18 protein-coding genes are annotated in these 18109 nt (G+C 41.1%); 1 reads left to right on the top strand and 17 read right to left on the bottom strand.

Annotated features, from left to right (window positions below):
* Positions 1-12: 12 nt before the first annotated feature.
* Positions 13-1320, bottom strand: coding sequence for an IS4 family transposase (locus NQ556_RS08015; RefSeq protein WP_008370468.1), 1308 nt, complete (start codon positions 1318-1320; stop codon positions 13-15).
* A gap of 312 nt (positions 1321-1632) precedes the next feature.
* On the opposite strand from NQ556_RS08015, the gene NQ556_RS08010 reads away from it, so the two are divergent.
* A complete protein-coding gene (locus NQ556_RS08010; RefSeq protein ID WP_204575951.1) occupies positions 1633-3207 on the top strand; it encodes an IS1182 family transposase in 1575 nt (524 codons plus the stop codon).
* A gap of 135 nt (positions 3208-3342) precedes the next feature.
* Here the strand turns inward: NQ556_RS08010 and rsfS are convergent, their stop codons facing one another.
* From rsfS to NQ556_RS07930, 16 genes are all read right to left on the bottom strand, one after another.
* The gene (gene rsfS, locus NQ556_RS08005) at positions 3343-3693 is read right to left on the bottom strand and encodes a ribosome silencing factor (RefSeq protein WP_044998772.1); all 351 of its coding nucleotides are present in this window, start codon (positions 3691-3693) and stop codon (positions 3343-3345) included.
* Between the two features lie 8 nt (positions 3694-3701).
* On the bottom strand, positions 3702-4304 hold the full coding sequence (gene yqeK, locus NQ556_RS08000) for a bis(5'-nucleosyl)-tetraphosphatase (symmetrical) YqeK (RefSeq protein ID WP_008370474.1): 603 nt from the start codon (positions 4302-4304) through the stop codon (positions 3702-3704).
* On the bottom strand, positions 4285-4917 hold the full coding sequence (gene nadD / locus NQ556_RS07995; protein WP_204575949.1) for a nicotinate-nucleotide adenylyltransferase: 633 nt from the start codon (positions 4915-4917) through the stop codon (positions 4285-4287). The genes yqeK and nadD overlap by 20 nt, the downstream gene beginning before the upstream one ends.
* Before the next feature lie 17 nt (positions 4918-4934).
* Entirely contained in the window at positions 4935-5225 is a 291-nt protein-coding gene (gene yhbY, locus NQ556_RS07990; protein ID WP_008370480.1) for a ribosome assembly RNA-binding protein YhbY, read from the bottom strand.
* Between the two features lie 32 nt (positions 5226-5257).
* On the bottom strand, positions 5258-6541 hold the full coding sequence (gene obgE, locus NQ556_RS07985) for a GTPase ObgE (RefSeq protein ID WP_055248620.1): 1284 nt from the start codon (positions 6539-6541) through the stop codon (positions 5258-5260).
* A 73-nt stretch (positions 6542-6614) separates the two neighbouring features.
* Positions 6615-6899 carry a 50S ribosomal protein L27 gene (rpmA, locus tag NQ556_RS07980; RefSeq protein ID WP_008370482.1) on the bottom strand — a complete coding sequence of 95 codons (285 nt, stop codon included), beginning with the start codon at positions 6897-6899 and terminating at the stop codon, positions 6615-6617.
* Positions 6900-6904: 5 nt separating this feature from the next.
* Positions 6905-7237, bottom strand: coding sequence for a ribosomal-processing cysteine protease Prp (locus NQ556_RS07975; RefSeq protein WP_008370483.1), 333 nt, complete (start codon positions 7235-7237; stop codon positions 6905-6907).
* A 15-nt stretch (positions 7238-7252) separates the two neighbouring features.
* Entirely contained in the window at positions 7253-7561 is a 309-nt protein-coding gene (gene rplU, locus NQ556_RS07970; protein ID WP_008370484.1) for a 50S ribosomal protein L21, read from the bottom strand.
* Between the two features lie 118 nt (positions 7562-7679).
* Positions 7680-8093, bottom strand: coding sequence for a CBS domain-containing protein (locus tag NQ556_RS07965; RefSeq protein ID WP_008370486.1), 414 nt, complete (start codon positions 8091-8093; stop codon positions 7680-7682).
* 89 nt (positions 8094-8182) lie between these two features.
* Positions 8183-9502, bottom strand: a complete 1320-nt coding sequence (locus NQ556_RS07960) for an aspartate kinase (protein WP_173685475.1) — start codon at positions 9500-9502, stop codon at positions 8183-8185.
* 205 nt (positions 9503-9707) lie between these two features.
* A complete protein-coding gene (gene ybaK / locus NQ556_RS07955) occupies positions 9708-10190 on the bottom strand; it encodes a Cys-tRNA(Pro) deacylase (RefSeq protein WP_008370496.1) in 483 nt (160 codons plus the stop codon).
* Positions 10183-11373 (bottom strand): ribonuclease E/G, encoded by a 1191-nt coding sequence (locus NQ556_RS07950; protein ID WP_008370498.1) that lies wholly within the window; start codon positions 11371-11373, stop codon positions 10183-10185. Before NQ556_RS07950 ends, ybaK begins: the two co-directional genes overlap by 8 nt.
* Entirely contained in the window at positions 11374-12081 is a 708-nt protein-coding gene (locus tag NQ556_RS07945; RefSeq protein WP_195368833.1) for a TIGR03936 family radical SAM-associated protein, read from the bottom strand.
* Positions 12065-13930, bottom strand: a complete 1866-nt coding sequence (locus NQ556_RS07940; RefSeq protein ID WP_204575947.1) for a TIGR03960 family B12-binding radical SAM protein — start codon at positions 13928-13930, stop codon at positions 12065-12067. The genes NQ556_RS07945 and NQ556_RS07940 overlap by 17 nt, the downstream gene beginning before the upstream one ends.
* 925 nt (positions 13931-14855) lie before the next feature.
* Positions 14856-16451 (bottom strand): ABC transporter ATP-binding protein, encoded by a 1596-nt coding sequence (locus NQ556_RS07935; RefSeq protein ID WP_008370514.1) that lies wholly within the window; start codon positions 16449-16451, stop codon positions 14856-14858.
* On the bottom strand, positions 16448-18052 hold the full coding sequence (locus NQ556_RS07930) for an ATP-binding cassette domain-containing protein (protein WP_204575945.1): 1605 nt from the start codon (positions 18050-18052) through the stop codon (positions 16448-16450). Before NQ556_RS07930 ends, NQ556_RS07935 begins: the two co-directional genes overlap by 4 nt.
* Between the last annotated feature and the right edge of the window lie 57 nt (positions 18053-18109).

The raw sequence follows: 18109 nt of genomic DNA, 5'->3' as shown, positions 1-18109 counted from the left end.
AATGATGAATGGTTATGCTACCCTGTATAGAAAACTTACTGACGCCTGAAGTTTGACTTTCCGAGGGTCTCGACGCCCAGGTCTTATTGGTAATATATGTTTTTCTATCAGTTTAACCACATCAGGTGGACGAAGTTTCCGTTTGCGTCGCAGATATTCTCTGCAAATGTAAATGGCAATAGTAAAGTTCACCTGATTTTTCTTACTTATATTTTCTGTGTGTTCAACTACATATGTTGTAATTAATTCGCAGTAATTATATAAGGCCAATCTTGCAAATATTTCTTGCTTTATGTAATCCACTTTTTTGGCATGAAAACTAGTTAGCCCTATAGCATATTTCAATTCACGAAATGATGTTTCTATGCCCCATCTTAAGTGATATAATTCCTTAAGTTTTTCTGCCGAAAAGCAAAAACGGTCCAAGTTTGTAATTACCGTTTCGTAGGAATCATCTGCTATTTTAAACCTTGCAATTCTAAAGGAGATAGGATAATCCTCTTTGCTTCCTATTGGAAGATAATCAAAGGTTTGTACTGTTGGCATGAATTTATATCCTGCTTGTTTCTTTGACTTAGTTTGATTTCGTGTCAGAATCAGATTGATATCCATATCAAAAACTGCCGTTTGTGGAAGTTCTAAGCCTGATGCAATGCCATTGCTGTGAACATCTTTTATTCTAATCAAAAATTTCCAGCCTTTTTCTATTGCGTGAGACATAATGTTATAGTTTTCATATCCTCTATCAGCAATTAATATAACTTTGTCCAATGTCACCCTTTCTATCATTTGAATGCATGCTCTGTGTTCTTGATACGTAGAGGCAGTTTGAACCAATGCATCAATATAAGTTCTGTTTAAAACATCATACAGGGCATTTAGATGTAAGTGATTACCGGTTGCACCAAGTTGATTTGATTTCCAAAGAGTTTCCGGGTCGTTTAGATTCGGTGCAATAGTTAGATTGCTGCCATCGCAAGCCAAAAGTTGATATCCCTCATATAAGTTTTTTGTTTGAGCATTTTCTTCTGTAAACGCATGAAATAAGTATTCAAATGCTTCTGGTAGAATTTTAGCCCGCTGCTGTGTATACGCTGAAACAGTAGGAGCATTCACATCAAAATCGAAAAAATCCAAGAGTTCTTTATTCAGCGTGCAACCGCCGGAATTCATGGTAATGCCAACACATGTCTTAAAATTAATTTTGCGGTTTCTTGAAAAATCAGTATCTGGATTTTTCAAGAACAAAGATGGATTTCTTGCCAATTCTGAAATTAGATTTTCTAGTGAAACCGTAACCTTTTCAATATAGTGACTCATAATGTATCCTCCTTGCAATCAAGATATTCCTTAATTACAAGGGCCGCTTTCGCAACCTTAATATATATCGGTAGCGAAAGCGGCCGCACATTCTATCTTGTTTGTCAACTATTTTTACAAAATAAAAAGACTCCTATATTATTTCTAATATAAGAATCTAATTATTTTTCCTTAACTTAATGACATTGGGCGCATGCCCTGCTTTTTACATTTAAAAAAAGGGGCTGTGAAAAAAGAATAGTCCCCCAAAAAAGAAAGACCAAGAGTTTATAATGAACTCAAGGTCTTTCTTTCTGTTATAATTAACTTGCAATGAAAATTAATAACATAATCTATTCTAACCCAAAACAGGCAGTTTTGCCAATGCTAATTCAAGATTATTTGGACATCTGTGATCCAGTGCTGACTTTTGATAGATTTATGGGAGAAATCGAACTGGAGAAATATCTGAAAAATATTCCTCAACATGATACAGGAAGACTCAGGTATGACCCGGTCAGCATGCTGAAAACAGTTTTGTTTGGATTTATGGCGAATGGCTATATATCATTGCGTGAACTGGAGGATCAATGTAAAGTCAATCTCCGCTTCATGTATCTTATGGATCATCAAGCACCTTCTTACCGCACTTTCGGCTACTTCATCAACGAAGTTCTTGCTGATTCTATTGAAGAAATATTTCAAGACATAAACAAAAAAATCTTCGAGACAGAACATGTGGATCTTCAACATCTATACATTGATGGATCCAAGTTTGAAGCAAATGCGAATAAATACTCCTGGGTATGGAAAAAAGCAACCGAAAAATCCAGATACCGTCTCTTTGGTAAGATCACTACACTCTTTGAGAAAATCAATGAGGAACTTTCATGTATAGGTATGAAACTTTGTATCAATAGTGAGTACGCACCAGAGTATCTGAAGGAAGTTGCTGAACAGTATGCAGAAGTCTGGCAGATTAATGAAGCAATGTTTGTTCATGGCAGGGGACATCGCAAAACTACACAGCAACGTCATTATGAGAAACTCAAAGGGTATGCTGCTAAGTTGGAAGAATACGTGGAAAAAATCAAAATCTGTGGAGAAGATCGCAACAGCTACGCAAAAACAGATCATTCGGCCACTTTTATGCGAATCAAGACAGACTACATGGGAAATGACCAGTTGCTTCCAGCTTATAATGTACAGGTCGGTGTTGCAGATGAATACATTGCTGTTATTGATGTAAATCAGTATCGCTCAGATATGGATTGTTTTATTCCATTAATGAACAAGTTTTATACTACATATGGCTTCTATCCGAAGTACCCAGTAGCAGATGCCGGATATGGTTCTTACAACAATTACATCTTCTGTGAGCAGCAAGGAATGGAAAAATATATGAAGTTTCCCATGTTCAAGAAAGAAACTACTGACAAGAAATACCATGAAGATCCATTTCGAGCAGTAAATTTTCCAATCGGGGAAGACGGAATCATGCGTTGCCCAAACGGGAAAAACTTTTATCTTCAGTATCGAAAAAACGTAAAAGGGAACAAGTATGGGCGACAGGAAGAAGTGTATCAGTGTGAAGACTGCTCCGACTGTCCATACGCAGAACAATGTAAAAAGACAGACAAAAACCGTACTGTTCGGATCAACCGCGAACTTACAGCGATGCATCAGGAAGTGATAGAAAATCTCGAAAGTATCCAGGGAGCGCTTCTAAGGATGAACAGATCCATTCAGGCAGAAGGTACCTTTGGTATCATGAAAAACGACCGGTGGTACAAAAGAATTGTCCGAAGAGGAATAAAATCTGTATTGCTTGAAGTATTTCTCGTTTCTATCGGACACAATCTTTATAAATATCACAACAAACAGAAAAAAGTTGTAGCTGCCGCATAGGAGTTCATAATAGCATTCTTATGGGGTAAGGGGAACTATACCCTTTTTTATGCAATATAACTATTATTATAACCATAAGCAAAAGGACGCATGAAAAAACTCTCGTTTTTTCACACGCCCTCATTTTGAATTCTTTTATAATTCTTCCGGATCAACCTGTTTTCCGTCTCTCCAGATTCTTTCCAGATCATAGAAAACACGGTTTTCTCTGTCAAATACATGAACGATAATGTCGCCAAAGTCAAGAAGCACCCAGCTTCCGAGTCCATAGCCTTCACGCTGTTTGACTTCGTATCCTGCTTTTCCGAGTGTCTCTTCTACATTGTCAACCAGTGCTCTTACCTGGCTTTCGTTGGTTCCGTTTGCAATGATAAAATAATCTGCAAGCACAGAGATTCCTGCAATGTCAATTACACGGATATCTTCGCCTTTTTTGTCAGCGAGTGCTTCGCAGGCAAGTTTTGCCATCTCTCTTGACTGCTCGATTGTCTGCATCAGTTTTTTTCCTCCTTTTCGGAATCACTGTTTTTCAGGTTCTTATAATATAAAAATGTCTCTTCTGTCGCAGGGTCTAACGTTGCACCTTTTTCGGCAAGATATGCAAGTGTATCTTCCAGAATACGGTAAAGACATGCATCGATATCTACAAATGCAAGCGCACGTACTTCCGGAAGATTTGGTGCAACATCTCTTCCAGGCTCAATATAATCTGCGATATAAATGATCTTATCAAGCAGAGACATATTCGGACGACCGGTTGTATGAGACTCGATCGATCGTAGAATCTCTTCATTTTCTATTCCATATTTTTCCCGGGCAAAAAATGCGCCCAGCTTTGCGTGCAGAAGTCCCGGATTTTTGTACTCTGCATCGGAAATTTCGATATGATTTTTCTCGCAGAGCTTAATCTTTTCATCTGCCGGCACACATTTTGCACAGTCATGTAAAAGTCCTGCCGTCAAAGCCTGCTCCAGATTGGCACCATAACGCATGGCAAGGCAGCCTGCCGTATGCATCACACCGATCGTATGATCATAACGGTCTTTATCCAGGTACCGTTTTACTTTTTTCTGCATCTTAAGTATTGTTTCCGTCATGTTCACTCACCTGATATAATCTGTTCAAATCTATATAATCTGCAACCTTTTTCGGAATCGGAAGATCTTCTGTCTCTCCTCCTCGGATCATCTGCCGGATCTCACTGGAAGAAACCGGCATCACAGGGGTACGGAGAAGCCGGATATCACATGCATACTTTTCTTTCAAATATGTGATCTGACGGCGCATTTCTTTCGGCGCTCCTGCATCATCTCGATATGCTGCCAGGATGACCGCTGTTTTCAGAAGTCTTTCCGGACATTTCCAGGTTTCCAGATTGAAAAGAGAATCCGCACCGATGATAAAATAAAATTCATCCTGCGGATAAGTCTCTTTAAAATACTCCATTGTCTGATAGGAGTACGAAGTTTCCTTTCGATCTATTTCATAGGTACAAAGCCGGAAATACGGGATTTCTTCAATTGCAAGGCGTGTCATTTCGGCACGGTCCTGTAAATCTTTTCGTATTTCCGGATTTGATTTATGGGGCGGATTGCCGTTTGGCATATACCACACTTCATCCAGATGGAACTGCTGGTATGCATATTCACCAAGCATCAGATGCCCGTTGTGGATGGGATCAAATGTTCCGCCCATAATACCGATTCTCATAATCTATACTCCACTCATTAAGGAAGAACGATTTTCTTCTTGTCGTCTTTTCCCTCTTTATAAAGAACGATTTTTCTTCCGATAACCTGTACCACCTGGGAACGTGTACGCTCTGCAAGGATCTCTGCCATTCCACGCAGATCATCTCCACAGTTCTGAAGAACGTGAAGCTTGATCAGTTCTCTTGCTTCAAGCGCTTCTGCAACAGCTGCGGTAAGTTCCGGTGTTACGCTGGATTTACCGATCTGAAGGATCGGATCCATTGTCATCGCAAGGCTCTTTAAATAAGCTCTCTGTTTGGAAGTCATAAAACTTCTCCTTTCTGAAATTATGTTCTTTTCTAACGGTAATATTCAAACTGAAGACCGTACATACGGATAGTATCGCCTTCCTGAACACCTGCATTTTCAAGCTGCTCAAGGATACCGGTTTCTTTCAGGAATTTCTGGAAGAAAGCAAATCCCTTCTCGGAATCCAGATTGGTGTAACCAAGCATCTTTTCGATCTTTGGTCCCTCTACTACAAATACATCGTCTTCTTTTTCCACGGTATATGGAAGATCCATGTGGATGATCTCTTCTTCCGGGAAATATTCCTGTTCAAATACGATCGGCTTGTCATCCAACTTCTGAAGTTCATTATTTACATAGTAAAGAAGATCAGAAAGCCCTTCTCCGGTCACACCGGAAATCGGGAATACCTTGATTCCTTTTGGCTCGAACTCATCTCTCAGTCTCTGGATCGGATCTTCATCTTCGGAATAGATCAGGTCAACCTTATTCGCTGCAATGACCTGTGGACGCATGGAAATTTCTTTGTTATAGGCTTCCAGTTCAGCGTTGATCTTGTAAATGTCTTCAACCGGATCACGTCCTTCGATACCTGCCGCATCCACAACATGGATCATCATCTTGGTACGTTCAACATGACGCAAAAATTCATGTCCAAGTCCGACACCTTCTGATGCTCCTTCAATCAGTCCCGGAATATCTGCAATAACAAATCCCTTTGCACCTTCCAGATCTACAACTCCAAGGTTCGGGCTGAGTGTTGTGAAATGATAATTTGCAATCTTTGGTTGCGCATTGGTTACACGGGAAAGGAATGTGGATTTACCAACATTCGGGAAACCTACAAGCCCAACGTCTGCGATCACCTTAAGTTCCAGATTCACCCAGAGTTCCTGTGCAGGCTTTCCCGGCTGTGCATACTTCGGAACCTGCATGGTAGAGGTTGCAAAATGCATATTTCCAAGACCGCCCTTACCACCTTTTAATATAATCTGGCGCTGGTTCTCGCCCGACATATCGGCAATGACTTTATTGGTTTCTGCTTCACGGATAACTGTCCCTTCAGGAACTTTCAGAATCAGATCCTTTGCATCCTTACCATGGCAGCGCTTTTTGCCGCCTTCCTCTCCGTCCTGTGCTTTATATTTCGTTTTGTGACGGAAATCTACCAGTGTGTTAAGACCTTTGTCCACTTCAAAGATTACATCACCGCCGCGACCGCCGTCGCCTCCGTCCGGACCGCCATTCGGAACATATAATTCCCTGCGAAAGCTGACGTGACCGTCGCCGCCCTTTCCGGATCGGATATATATTTTTGCTCTGTCTGCAAACATAATATGTCCTCCTTATTTATGACTAAAAACAAGGCTTCAAACCAAAAAAGTTTGAAGCCTCTGTTAAATCTGCTTATTCAGCTACTGGATAGATAGAAACCTGTTTCTTATCTCTTCCTTTTCTTTCAAAACGAACAACACCGTCAACCAGTGCAAATAATGTATCGTCACCACCGCGACCTACATTGATTCCTGGATGAATCTTTGTTCCGCGCTGTCTGTAAAGGATGTTACCAGCTTTTACAAACTGTCCGTCTGCTCTTTTTGCTCCAAGTCTCTTAGATTCAGAGTCACGACCGTTCTTTGTAGAACCAACTCCTTTTTTATGAGCGAAAAACTGAAGGTTTAATTTCATCATGGTTGTTACACCTCCTCGTATGTCAAATCCATATATTCTCTGTAGTTCTCATCTTCTGCAATCTCTTCCAGACCAAGAACCATCGCGTCAAGCAAAAGCTTTGCCTCGCGAGTCGGATTACCTTTAAGTCGATAGTCAATGAGTCCTTTGGATTCATCGGATACAAGGCTTGTACGGTCATCCGCAAATTTCTCAATGGCATTCAAAGTATTGATCGTAAGTACGGAAACAGCTGCGCAGACAATATCCTGTCCTTCTTCACTGAATCCTGCATGACCATGTGCTTTGAAACCTACACATTGATGTTTTTCATTTTTATAAATGGTTACTCGTATCATATAACCACCAGCTTCTTACGCGTTGATCTTTTCGATCTTAACTGCTGTATACTGCTGTCTGTGTCCGTTTTTCTTGTGGTAACCTGTTTTTCTCTTATACTTGTAAACGATAACTTTTTTAGCTTTTCCGTCACCAATTACAGATGCTTCAACTGTTGCACCTTCTACTACTGGTGTTCCAACTTTAAGCTCGTCACCACTTACTGCGAGAACCTGGTCAAAAGTATAAGACTGTCCGGCTTCCACACCAAGCTTTTCTACTTTAATGATATCGCCTTCGGCTACTTTGTACTGTTTACCACCTGTTGCTATAATTGCGTACATATGGCACCTCCTATTATCATTACTCGCCAACTACGGTGTCTGATCAAATCAGGACTTATAACCTCGTTGTGCGGCATACCTCTGTATTATACAGTGGCATACCGCACAAAGTCAACCCCTAATTTGCGATTTTTTTAATTTTTTCATAACAATATCCGATAATGTCTTTTCTTGTGATGATTCCTATGAAATTCTGCTGGTCATCAATGACCGGAACAAAGTTCTGATCCATCGCTTTTTCCATCAGATCCTCCATATTGGAATCGGCACTTACCGGCCGGTAATCTGCTCTTCTTGCAATCTTCGTGATTGCAATGTCTTCTGCTTCTTTCAGATTCAGGATGTTCAGCTTCTTAAGTCCCCAGAGCAGGTCTCCTTCGGTGATTGTACCGACGTATTTACCTTCCCGGTTGATCATCGGAATGGATGAGTATTTGTGGTACTCCATGATTTCCATTGCCTGTCTGAGCGTGTGGTAGTCATATACAAATGCCACTTCTGCTTTTGGCTTCAGGAAAAATAATATATTCATTTTCGTATCCTCTCTTGTATGAATATTCTGTACAGGGGAGTTTTCCCCAACACCTGTACTATACCATATTTGAGGATCGAATTGAAGATTTACAGCTGAGTGTTAACAAAAATATCATAAATTGCTTTGATTGCTGCTTCAAAGTCGTGCTCTCTCACACCGATGATAATATTTAACTCACTGGATCCCTGGTCGATCATTTTTACATTGACATGTGCATGTGCCAGTGCGGAGAAAATTCTTCCGGCTGTACCGCGTGTCTGACGCATTCCACGTCCAACAACAGCGATCAGTGCAAGATCGGATTCCAGTTCGATGTCATCCGGATTCACGGCACGGTGGATGCCCGCAAGCACTTTCTGCTCATGTTCTTCAAATTCATCCTGATGAACGAAGATAGTCATAGTATCAATTCCTGACGGCATATGTTCAAAAGAAATTCCTTCATCTTCAAATACACCAAGAACCTTGCGGCCAAATCCGACTTCTGAGTTCATCATTGCTTTTTCAATTGTAATAGAAGCAAATCCACGCTTTCCTGCAATACCGGTAATTGTATACTTCGGCTTTCGGCAGGTTCCTTCTACGATCAGAGTACCCTTTTCTTCCGGTGCGTTTGTATTACGGATGTTGATCGGGATTCCTTCTTTACGAACCGGGAAGATTGCATCTTCATGTAATACGCTGGCACCCATATAAGAAAGTTCACGCAACTCTTTGTAAGTAATTGCTTCGATTCCTTTTGGATTCTTGATGATACGTGGATCTGCAATGAGGAATCCGGATACGTCTGTCCAGTTCTCATACATATCAGCATGTGTGGCTCTTGCAACGATCGATCCTGTTACATCAGATCCGCCGCGGGAAAATGTCTGGATCGTTCCGTCCGGACGTGCTCCGTAGAATCCAGGAATCACGGCACGCTCTACTTTTGAAAGTCTGTCTGTAAGTACCTGGTTAGTTTCTTCTGAAAGGAAGTTCCCATTTTCATCGAACTTGATCACTTCTGCCGCATCGATAAACTCATATCCAAGATAAGCTGCGATTACACGTCCGTTTAAATATTCTCCACGGGAAGCAGCATAATCTCTTCCAATCTTCTTTGCAAAATTATCACGGATGGTGGCAAATTCTTCGTCAAGAGAAAGAGTGATTCCAAGCCCTTCAATGATTTCCTGATATCTCTTCTGAATGTCAGCGAGTAATTCTGTAAATTTCTTCTCTTTTACAGCTGCGCCGTAACAACGATACAGCATATCTGTTACCTTGGTGTCGTCGGAAAAACGCTTTCCCGGAGCAGACGGTACAACGTAACGTCTTGATTCCTCTGAAAGAACGATCTTTCCTGCCTTTTTAATCTGTACTGCATCGGCAAGAGAACTTCCGCCGAATTTCACTACCTTAATCATCTGTTGGTATTCCTCCATCTCTCAATTCATGTATTCTGATCTGCACATGGCAAACCTGCATTTTCTGTAGAAACACCGGGCAGATGTTTCTACACTTATGTAGTTATTACTTTATTACGCTGACGTGAAAAATGCAAGATTTTCTTTTGGAATCTGTTGAAAATCTTGCATTTTGTCTAATAGAATTTCTTTTTTTGAAAACTTTCTATGCATGAATTACATCTGCAAATGTAGCATCCGCTGCTTTTCTCAAATCCTCCGGTGCAAGTGTCAGTTGTGCACCGATTCTTCCGGCACTTACATAGACTTTCTCAAACTGCTGTGCACTTGCATCAATGACCGTCGGAAAATGCTTTTTCATTCCGATCGAAGTGCATCCACCACGCACATAGCCGGTAAGCGGTGTTAACTCCTTTAAATGAAGCATTTCAATAGATTTTTCACCAACCGCTTTTGCAGCCTTCTTAAAATCAATTTCTGCTTCGATCGGAAGAACGAAAACATAATGTTCGCCACTTTTCCCTGTTGTGACAATGGTCTTGTAAACCTGTTCGTGAGGCAGATTCAGCTTATCGGCAGTTTCAATTCCATCCGTGAATTCATCGCATTCATAGGTCTGATATTCGTAAGAAATTTTCTTTCTGTCTAAAATTCGCATTGCATTTGTTTTGACTTCTTTTTTACCCATGTAAACTTTCCTCCAGTGTTTTTCGGATTTTCTTTCGTGTAATTTCCACCAGCTGCAGTTTCGTCATTCCAATCACATTTCCCGGATTTGGGTCCTTCTTTAATTCCAGCTGCAGATACGCAAGAAGTTCTTTCTTCTCTTCTGCTGATTTCATGTTGATAAAATCAATAATAATGATACCGGAAATATTGCGGAGCCGGATCTGGCGGACTGCTTCTCTTGCTGCCTCCCGGTTGATCTCCGGAAAATGAGAATTCTTTTTCAGACATTTTCCGGAATTGACATCGATTACAGTCAGCGCCTCGGTTGGCTGGATCACCAGATAAGCCCCGGATTTCATCCATACCCGTTCTTGTCTGGCTTCTCGGATCGCCCCTTCCAGGTTATAGCATTTTACAAGTGGATAAGACGCATCCGTATACGCACGGAGAAGCGGAAGTTCATCTGGCATTTCCGTTTCCAGATAAGTCTGAACTTCTTTATACAAAGCTCCATCTTCTACCGTTTCCTCTACAATAATTTCCGTCAAATCTTTTTTGTAAATATCCCGGAGTGCCTGTACGCACGGATCCGGTGCACTCTGCAAACAGCTGAAGCAGGTCCGCATCTTGCCATATTCTACGATTCTGTGATAGTTCTCTGTCAGTTTGTCAATTTCGGCACGGATCTGTGTTTCTTCTGCTTCCACACAATTTGTCCGGAAAATCAATCCGAAATCACAGTCTATATAGTCCTGTCCCAGCTTTTGCAGTTCTTCTTTCCGGGCACCGTGAATTTTACCGGATACACCAATGGTACGATTGCCGGAAGTCAGTACTACATACTGCCCGGTGAAATTTAAGTTCCCGGTCACGACAGGCTGCTTGGTTTTCACTGCTTCTTTCTCCACCTGAACCAGAAGTTCATCACCGATCACAAGTGGCTTCTTTCCGATCTTATTGGTGAAAACCGGGGTATATTTTTCATCCAGCGCAAAATAGCATTGCTCACCATTTGCAATTTCAACAAATGCGCCACCGATATTCGGAAGGATTTTCCGTACTCTTCCGACATAAATTTCACCCAGGCGGCAGCTCTTTTTTTCTCCGCTACTGCCAAAGTGAAATTCCGTTACTTTCTCATCCTCTAAAAGTGCAAGCACCCGGCGGTTCATGCATTCCGTAAGGAGTACTTTTCGTTCCATCTATACAATCTCCGTTCCAAGCGCATCCAGTGGAACCAGAATCATCTTGCCCTCCATGTTTTCGGATTCCGCAAAAATTTCCAGTCTGTGGTGGGTAAAGGTCACTTCCTCCGCATCCATACCAAGATAGCGGACAAACGCTTCTGTGACAAGCTCCGGCTTTAAGTTCTGGACACTTCCTGCTGCCACACGCATATAAATCTTTCCGTCCCGGCATTCCAGCTTGTAGATCATCGGACGAATGTCCACTTCTTTTTCACTCTTTTTCGTCTTTTTGACCACACAGATTTCATTCTGCGCATAAAAAGCTTCCAGCTTTTCAGCAAGATCTTCCGGCAGGCTGCCATTTTTTACCGAAGATAAATAGTCGGCACCTGCTACGATTGACATTCCTTTGCTTTTCTTATCATCCGGGATCTGCACAAAGCTGACGATCTCCATGCCGTCTACCATCTGTTCATTCAGCCGTCTGACCGCTTCTTTGCTGGCGATTGACTCGGTCAATTCGATATCAAAATATTCTCCGTCACTGGTAAGCCCTACACCAAGTGGATTAGCGAAAGACATGATCATATGCGGGCTGTAACCACTGGTAAATGCGATCGGAATCTCGGCACGGCGAATCGCTTTCTGGAAATACCGCATGATATCCAGGTGTCCGATGAACTTCATCACTCCATTTTTCCGAAATTTAATTCTTGCCTTCAAAGCAGACACCTCCTCCGTAACTTGCTGCCCCACAGCCGGAACATTTTGCACGGCAGTTCGGGGTTACATTCCCTTCCATTGCATTCTTCCATTCTCTTATAAGGAAAGATTTTGTCACGCCACAATTGATGAAATCCCATGGGAAGATTTCATCTAATTCACGCTTTCTGAGATTATAGAAATCCATGTCTACACCTGTATTTTCAAAGGCCTGCAGCCATTTATCATAATCAAAATACTCATCCCACGCATCGTAAATACAGCCAAGACGGTAAGCCTCTTCCAGAACCTTTCCGACCTTCCGGTCACCGCGGGCAAAGACGCCTTCCAGAACGGTTACTTCGGCGGTATGCCAGTTGTAGCGCAGACTCTTGCGGTTCAGCTGGTTGCGGAATGCTTCCTGTACAATTCCTGCACGGCGGATATATTCTTCCATCGGCTGCATGGTCGCCCATTGAAGCGGTGAAAATGGTTTCGGTACAAAGAAGGAACTACTTGCCGTGATCTGACATTTTCCATTTCTCTGATCCTTCGGAATTTCATAATACCGGCGTGCTACTTTATCTGCAAGAACAGCAATTCCTTCCATATCTTCCTGTGTTTCGGTCGGAAGTCCAAGCATGAAATAGAGCTTGACCTTCGTCCATCCACCTTCAAAAGCCTGTCCGGCTCCATTTAAAATGTCATCTTCCGTCAGACCTTTGTTGATTACATTACGCATTCTCTGTGTTCCGGCTTCCGGGGCGAAGGTCAGACTGCTCTTACGCACATCCTGCACCTTGCTCATAACGTCCAGAGAGAACGCGTCAATACGAAGAGACGGCAGGGAAATGTTGACTCCCTGTGTGTGGAACTCATCGATCAGGAAGGTGACGATCTCTTCCAGTTCGTTGTAATCACTGGAACTTAAAGAACTTAAGGTGATCTCTTCATGTCCCGTATTCTTCAGCATTGCACGTGCCGTCTCTTTGAGCATGTTGATATCACGCGGACGTGTCGGACGGTAAACCATTCCAGCCTGACAGAAACGACATCCACGGATACAGCCGCGCTGAATCTCCAGAACCGCTCTGTCCTGGGTTACTTTGATAAACGGAACAACCGGCTTTAACGGATAAGTTGTCTGGCTCATATCTGCCGCAACTACTCGTTTGATTTTTCCCTTTGCATGCGGATTGTTTGGCAGGAAAGATTCGATCGTGCCGTCTTCTTTGTAAGTGACATCATAAAAAGAAGGAACGTAAATTCCCTCGATCTCTGCTGCCATTTCCAGAAATTCTTTCCGGCTTTTTCCGGCTCTCTTCCACTTTTTGTATGCTTCCAGAAGCTCATCATAAACCACTTCGCCCTCTCCGATATAGAACATATCGAAAAATTCAGCCAGTGGCTCTGTATTGTAAACACATGGGCCACCGCCAATGACAAATGGATCTTCTAAAGTTCTGTCCTCACTGTGAAGCGGAATACCGGATAAATCCAGCACCTGCAGTACATTGGTGTAACACATCTCAAACTGTAATGTGATGCCAAGAAAGTCAAAATCCTTTACCGGGTCCTGAGATTCCAGGGCAAAGAGCGGGATATGTTTTTCACGCATGATCTTGTCCAGATCAATCCATGGAGAGTAGACTCTTTCGCACCAGGTATCCTCCCGGCGGTTGAACATATCGTACAGAATCTGGATTCCCAGATGGGACATACCAACCTCATATACCTCCGGAAAACACATTGCAAACCTTATATCCACCGCATTTTTATCTTTCATTACTGAATTGACTTCGTGTCCAATGTAGCGGGCAGGTTTCTCTATATTCAGTAAAATATCATCATCTAATGCTAATTTTTTCATTTTTCCTCCGTTTTATCTGTTGTTTTTGTGTGTTTTCGCACAATTACAAGTATTAAAGTGACATCACATTTGAATTTTCTAACGCAAAACACACCTTATTTATCCACTATTTTTACAAAAAAATGTGTTAAAAAACATGTCTTTTTTGCTATTTTACGACCGTTTTTCGGTCGTAAGAATTTATGATCCGACTTACGACCGCTTGTCATTCTATGATACTTCAAAAGCCTGTAAGTGAAAGGATAAAATAGATATTTTATAAAAATCACTTGTTTAATAATAGCTTGTTTAAGTAAGAAAATCAACTATTTTGGACAGATCAACTACTTCTGATGCAATTTTATTATCGCTTTCCTGAATCTTTGAAAATATTGTCTTTGAATAAGAATTCATAATGTTGCTTAAATCGATGACATCATTCTGATCATCAATATAGACATCCTCAGTTATCGTTGTATTTGCATGCCCCAGCATTTTTGAGATCACTTTCAAATTATTAAACTTGAATAGAGTAAAATGCTCGCATCTATCATTTCTAGCAAGAGAAAATGAAGTGAAATGCTTGCATTCTCTAATGATTATTATGGATTGTTTTTTAGGGCAACACAATCCGTCGAATTATTTTGCGCTTACGAAAAGCATTACCATTTTAATATTTAAAAGTAAAAAGAGAACAGCTGATAATATATTCGAACTGTTCTCCTACTTCAAAGTCCATGCAACAATGACATTACTGTTTCCCGCTTATTTGTACCCAGTTTCTGCAAAAGTCATTTTCGCTTGTATCTTTATTATATTTTCACCATATGCTTTATGGGATACGGTGATGTAACAAGGAAATATTCCCTTTCTTCCATTTTTCCCATTGTCCGTTGCGGAAATTGGGTTTTACAAAAAGGTGTGGTAAATCCATTTCAAATTCTTACTAACCCAAACGATATACTTTATCAAATAGCGGAAGATTTTCTTCTTTCATATGATGCGTGATTAGGATTAATGTCAGATTTTTGCATGCCAAAAGTGCCTGCTCGATTACCATTGCATTTTCTGCATCAAGCGCAGAGGTGCCTTCATCAACAAACAAAATCTGTCTGTCATGGGCAAGTGCCCGGGCTACGGCGATCCGCTGCTTTTGTCCTCCGGAAAAATTCTTTCCATTTTCCCCTGCTTTTGTTTCAAGCCCATCCGGAAACTTTTTGATTTCTTCTTTTAAAGCACTCATTGCCAGAATCTCTTCTAATTTTTCTGCGCTGACTCCATCACCCAGAGTAATATTATTACGGATGGACGTGTCAAAAAGGAAAATACTCTGCTCTATATAAGCCATTTGCTCGTAAAAAGAATCTACATCATATGAGGAGAGTTCTTTTCCGTCATATAAAATCTTTCCTTCGTATCCTTTCAGCTGACCAAGCAGCAATTTCAAAAGGGTTGTTTTACCACAGCCGCTCCTTCCAACAATCGCATATTTTCCACCTTTTTGGAATGTGAGGTTTTGTCCTTTCAGTACTTCCTTTTCGCCATAAGAAAAGGACAGATTCTCAACTTTGATTTCCTTTTGTAAGGAAGGAAGTGCTGCTTCTGCCTTCGGTTCTTCGTCAACTGATTGCATTTCGGCTTTGGCAAAATACGGGCGTGCTCCAGCCATTTTCAAACGGTAAGAAATAAGTTGTCCAAAAGAATTTCCTACCTGGTTTGTCAGATTGATACTTCCGAAAATAATCTCCGGTGCAATGATACGTAATACACAAAGAACAAATGTCAGCATGTTGATCGCATTGATTCCGAAAATGCTGATTACCATTGCCTTATAGCCTTCTTTTCCTTGTTTTTCAGCGAAGTTGCATCTTTCCTTTTCCAGTTCATCACCGGAAGCATTAATTTTGCTTTCAAACCGCTCGGCAAGACCAAAAGCCTGTGTCACAGATAATCCGGCAATCTGTTCTTTGATTCTGTCGGTATATTTTTCCGTTGCCGCTGACACTTTTTTTGAATACTCCTCTACCTTATCGCCAAATTTCCGGCTAGTATAAAGTGAAATCACGGAAACGACAATTGTCAGCAGCAATATTTCCCAGCGGATAAATAAAAGCGAGACTGCTCCGAGAATCAGCTGTAATGCTTCTTCCATGCAGCTGTAAAAAACCTGGAATCCCTGGTTTTCCGCTTCACGAACATCATTTGTGTACCACGACAAATATTCTCCGGTATCCGTGGAGGAAAGCTTTTCAAAAGAAGCACTCATGATTCGTTTACTGATATCGTTTCGAAAATCCTGATTCATTTTCGCGATGAGATAGGTTTGATATTTATTCTGAATATAGTATAAAATACTGTTACTAAAAATCAAAACGGTATTGCACACCACCGTGATCAGTACCATCCGGAAATTTCCTTCCATGACCTGTTTACCGATATACATCTGCAAGAAGGCATATCCGGTCGACACTCCACTTGTAAGAACTAAAAGCAGAAAAAGAAGGAAGTTTTGCCATTTATATTTGATCAGATATTTTTTCATGCGCTCACCTTCTCTCCAAGATGATATACCTTTGTATATTTTTTCATCTCATTCTTTTCCAGATGATGACTTACCAAAATCAGCGTAATATCCGGTTCTTCCAGCAGAGATTTCTCGATTATTTTAGCATTCTCCTTATCCAGAGCAGAAGTGCCCTCATCCATGATCAGAATCTTACGGTTATGGATAAGTGCCCGGGCTACGGCAATCCGCTGCCGTTGTCCACCTGAAAGTTTTCTTCCGTTTTCTCCGGCATCTGTATTCAAACCATTCTCAAAAAGTTTAAGGTCTTCATAAAGAGCACTGTTTCTTAAAGCCTCTTCAATCTGTTCCTCTGTGAAATCCCCTCCCAGAGTTATGTTTTCCCGGACTGTTGTGTGAAAAAGAAATACATTTTGTTCAATGTATGCCATCTGATCACTGAATGTTTTCGGGTCATAAATAGACGCATCCATCTGATCAAATAAAACTGCACCTTTATTTGCCTGTAATTGTCCCAATAATAATCTGAGAAGCGTTGTTTTCCCACTTCCACTTTCTCCGACAAGGGCATATTTTCCACCAATCTTGAAATCCATATTCAAATGTTCAAAGACTACATGCCCCGGATAAGAAAAACCAAGGTTTTTGATTTCGATTTTTTCCTTTACCGGCGGTAATGGTTCCTTTTTCTTATCGTTTTTTTCCTGATAAATGATTTTATCGAAATACGGTTTTGCTCCTTCAAAAGTGATCTTAAGCTCTGAGAGTGAGAGTATTGCATCCTTTACCTGGTACGTCAGGTTGCCACCGCCGAAAAAGATTTCAGCCGGTATGATTCTGAAGGCACACATCCCAAAAAGAACAAGATTATTGATCAACCCTGCCAGTGCGTTTACCGCTTTCATTTTGAGGGATGCTTTACCCTTACATTTTACATAGCGGTATCTTTGATTTTCCAACTGCTCTGAAGCCTGTCCGATCCGGTTTTTGAAATCCTTTTGATGTCCGAAATATTTCAGAACAGTCAACCCCTGCAGCTGTTCTTTTACAATCTGTGTAAAAGATTCCCATTCACCGGATACTTTCTTTGATTCCTCACTCACATCTCCAGGGAAAAAATGAGTATATAAAAATACCATTCCTGTTGTCAAAATGGTGCACAAAAGCAGTTTCCACTGAATCATGGCAAGTGTTACCGTTCCTATAATCAATTTGATGATTGCATCAACACCATTATAGAAATTTAGAAATCCCTGATTTTCCGCCTCTTTCAAATTGTTCGTATACCAGGAAATATATTCTCCGGTATCATTTTCCCCTAATTCCTGTGTCCCTGCTGCCAGAATCCTGCGGTTAAGATCCCTTCTCATATCCTGATTCATGCAGGCAATCACTTTCGTCGTATGCACATCATTTTTCCAAAACAGAAAATGCAGAATCAGATAAATAACGATTATCAGCAAAGAACAGATAACGATTCCCTTAAAATCACCATCCATAACCAGCCTTGCCATCCGCATGGTGATAAGCGTACTTGCAAGCAACAACAGATTCGTGCAAATCAGCTCTAAGATAATGAGCAGATTCTGGAATTTATATTTTTTTAGATATGTTTGCAATTATTCTCTCCCTTAAAAATTATTTAATGTAGTTTGTGTAAAAAAACTTTGGTATTC

Origin of the sequence: Coprococcus comes ATCC 27758 (genome assembly GCF_025149785.1) — a bacterium.
Classification (GTDB): Bacteria; Bacillota; Clostridia; order Lachnospirales; family Lachnospiraceae; genus Allocoprococcus; species Allocoprococcus comes.
The sequence above is the reverse complement of the archived record's forward strand: the minus strand, read 5'-3'. Positions and strand labels throughout refer to the sequence as shown.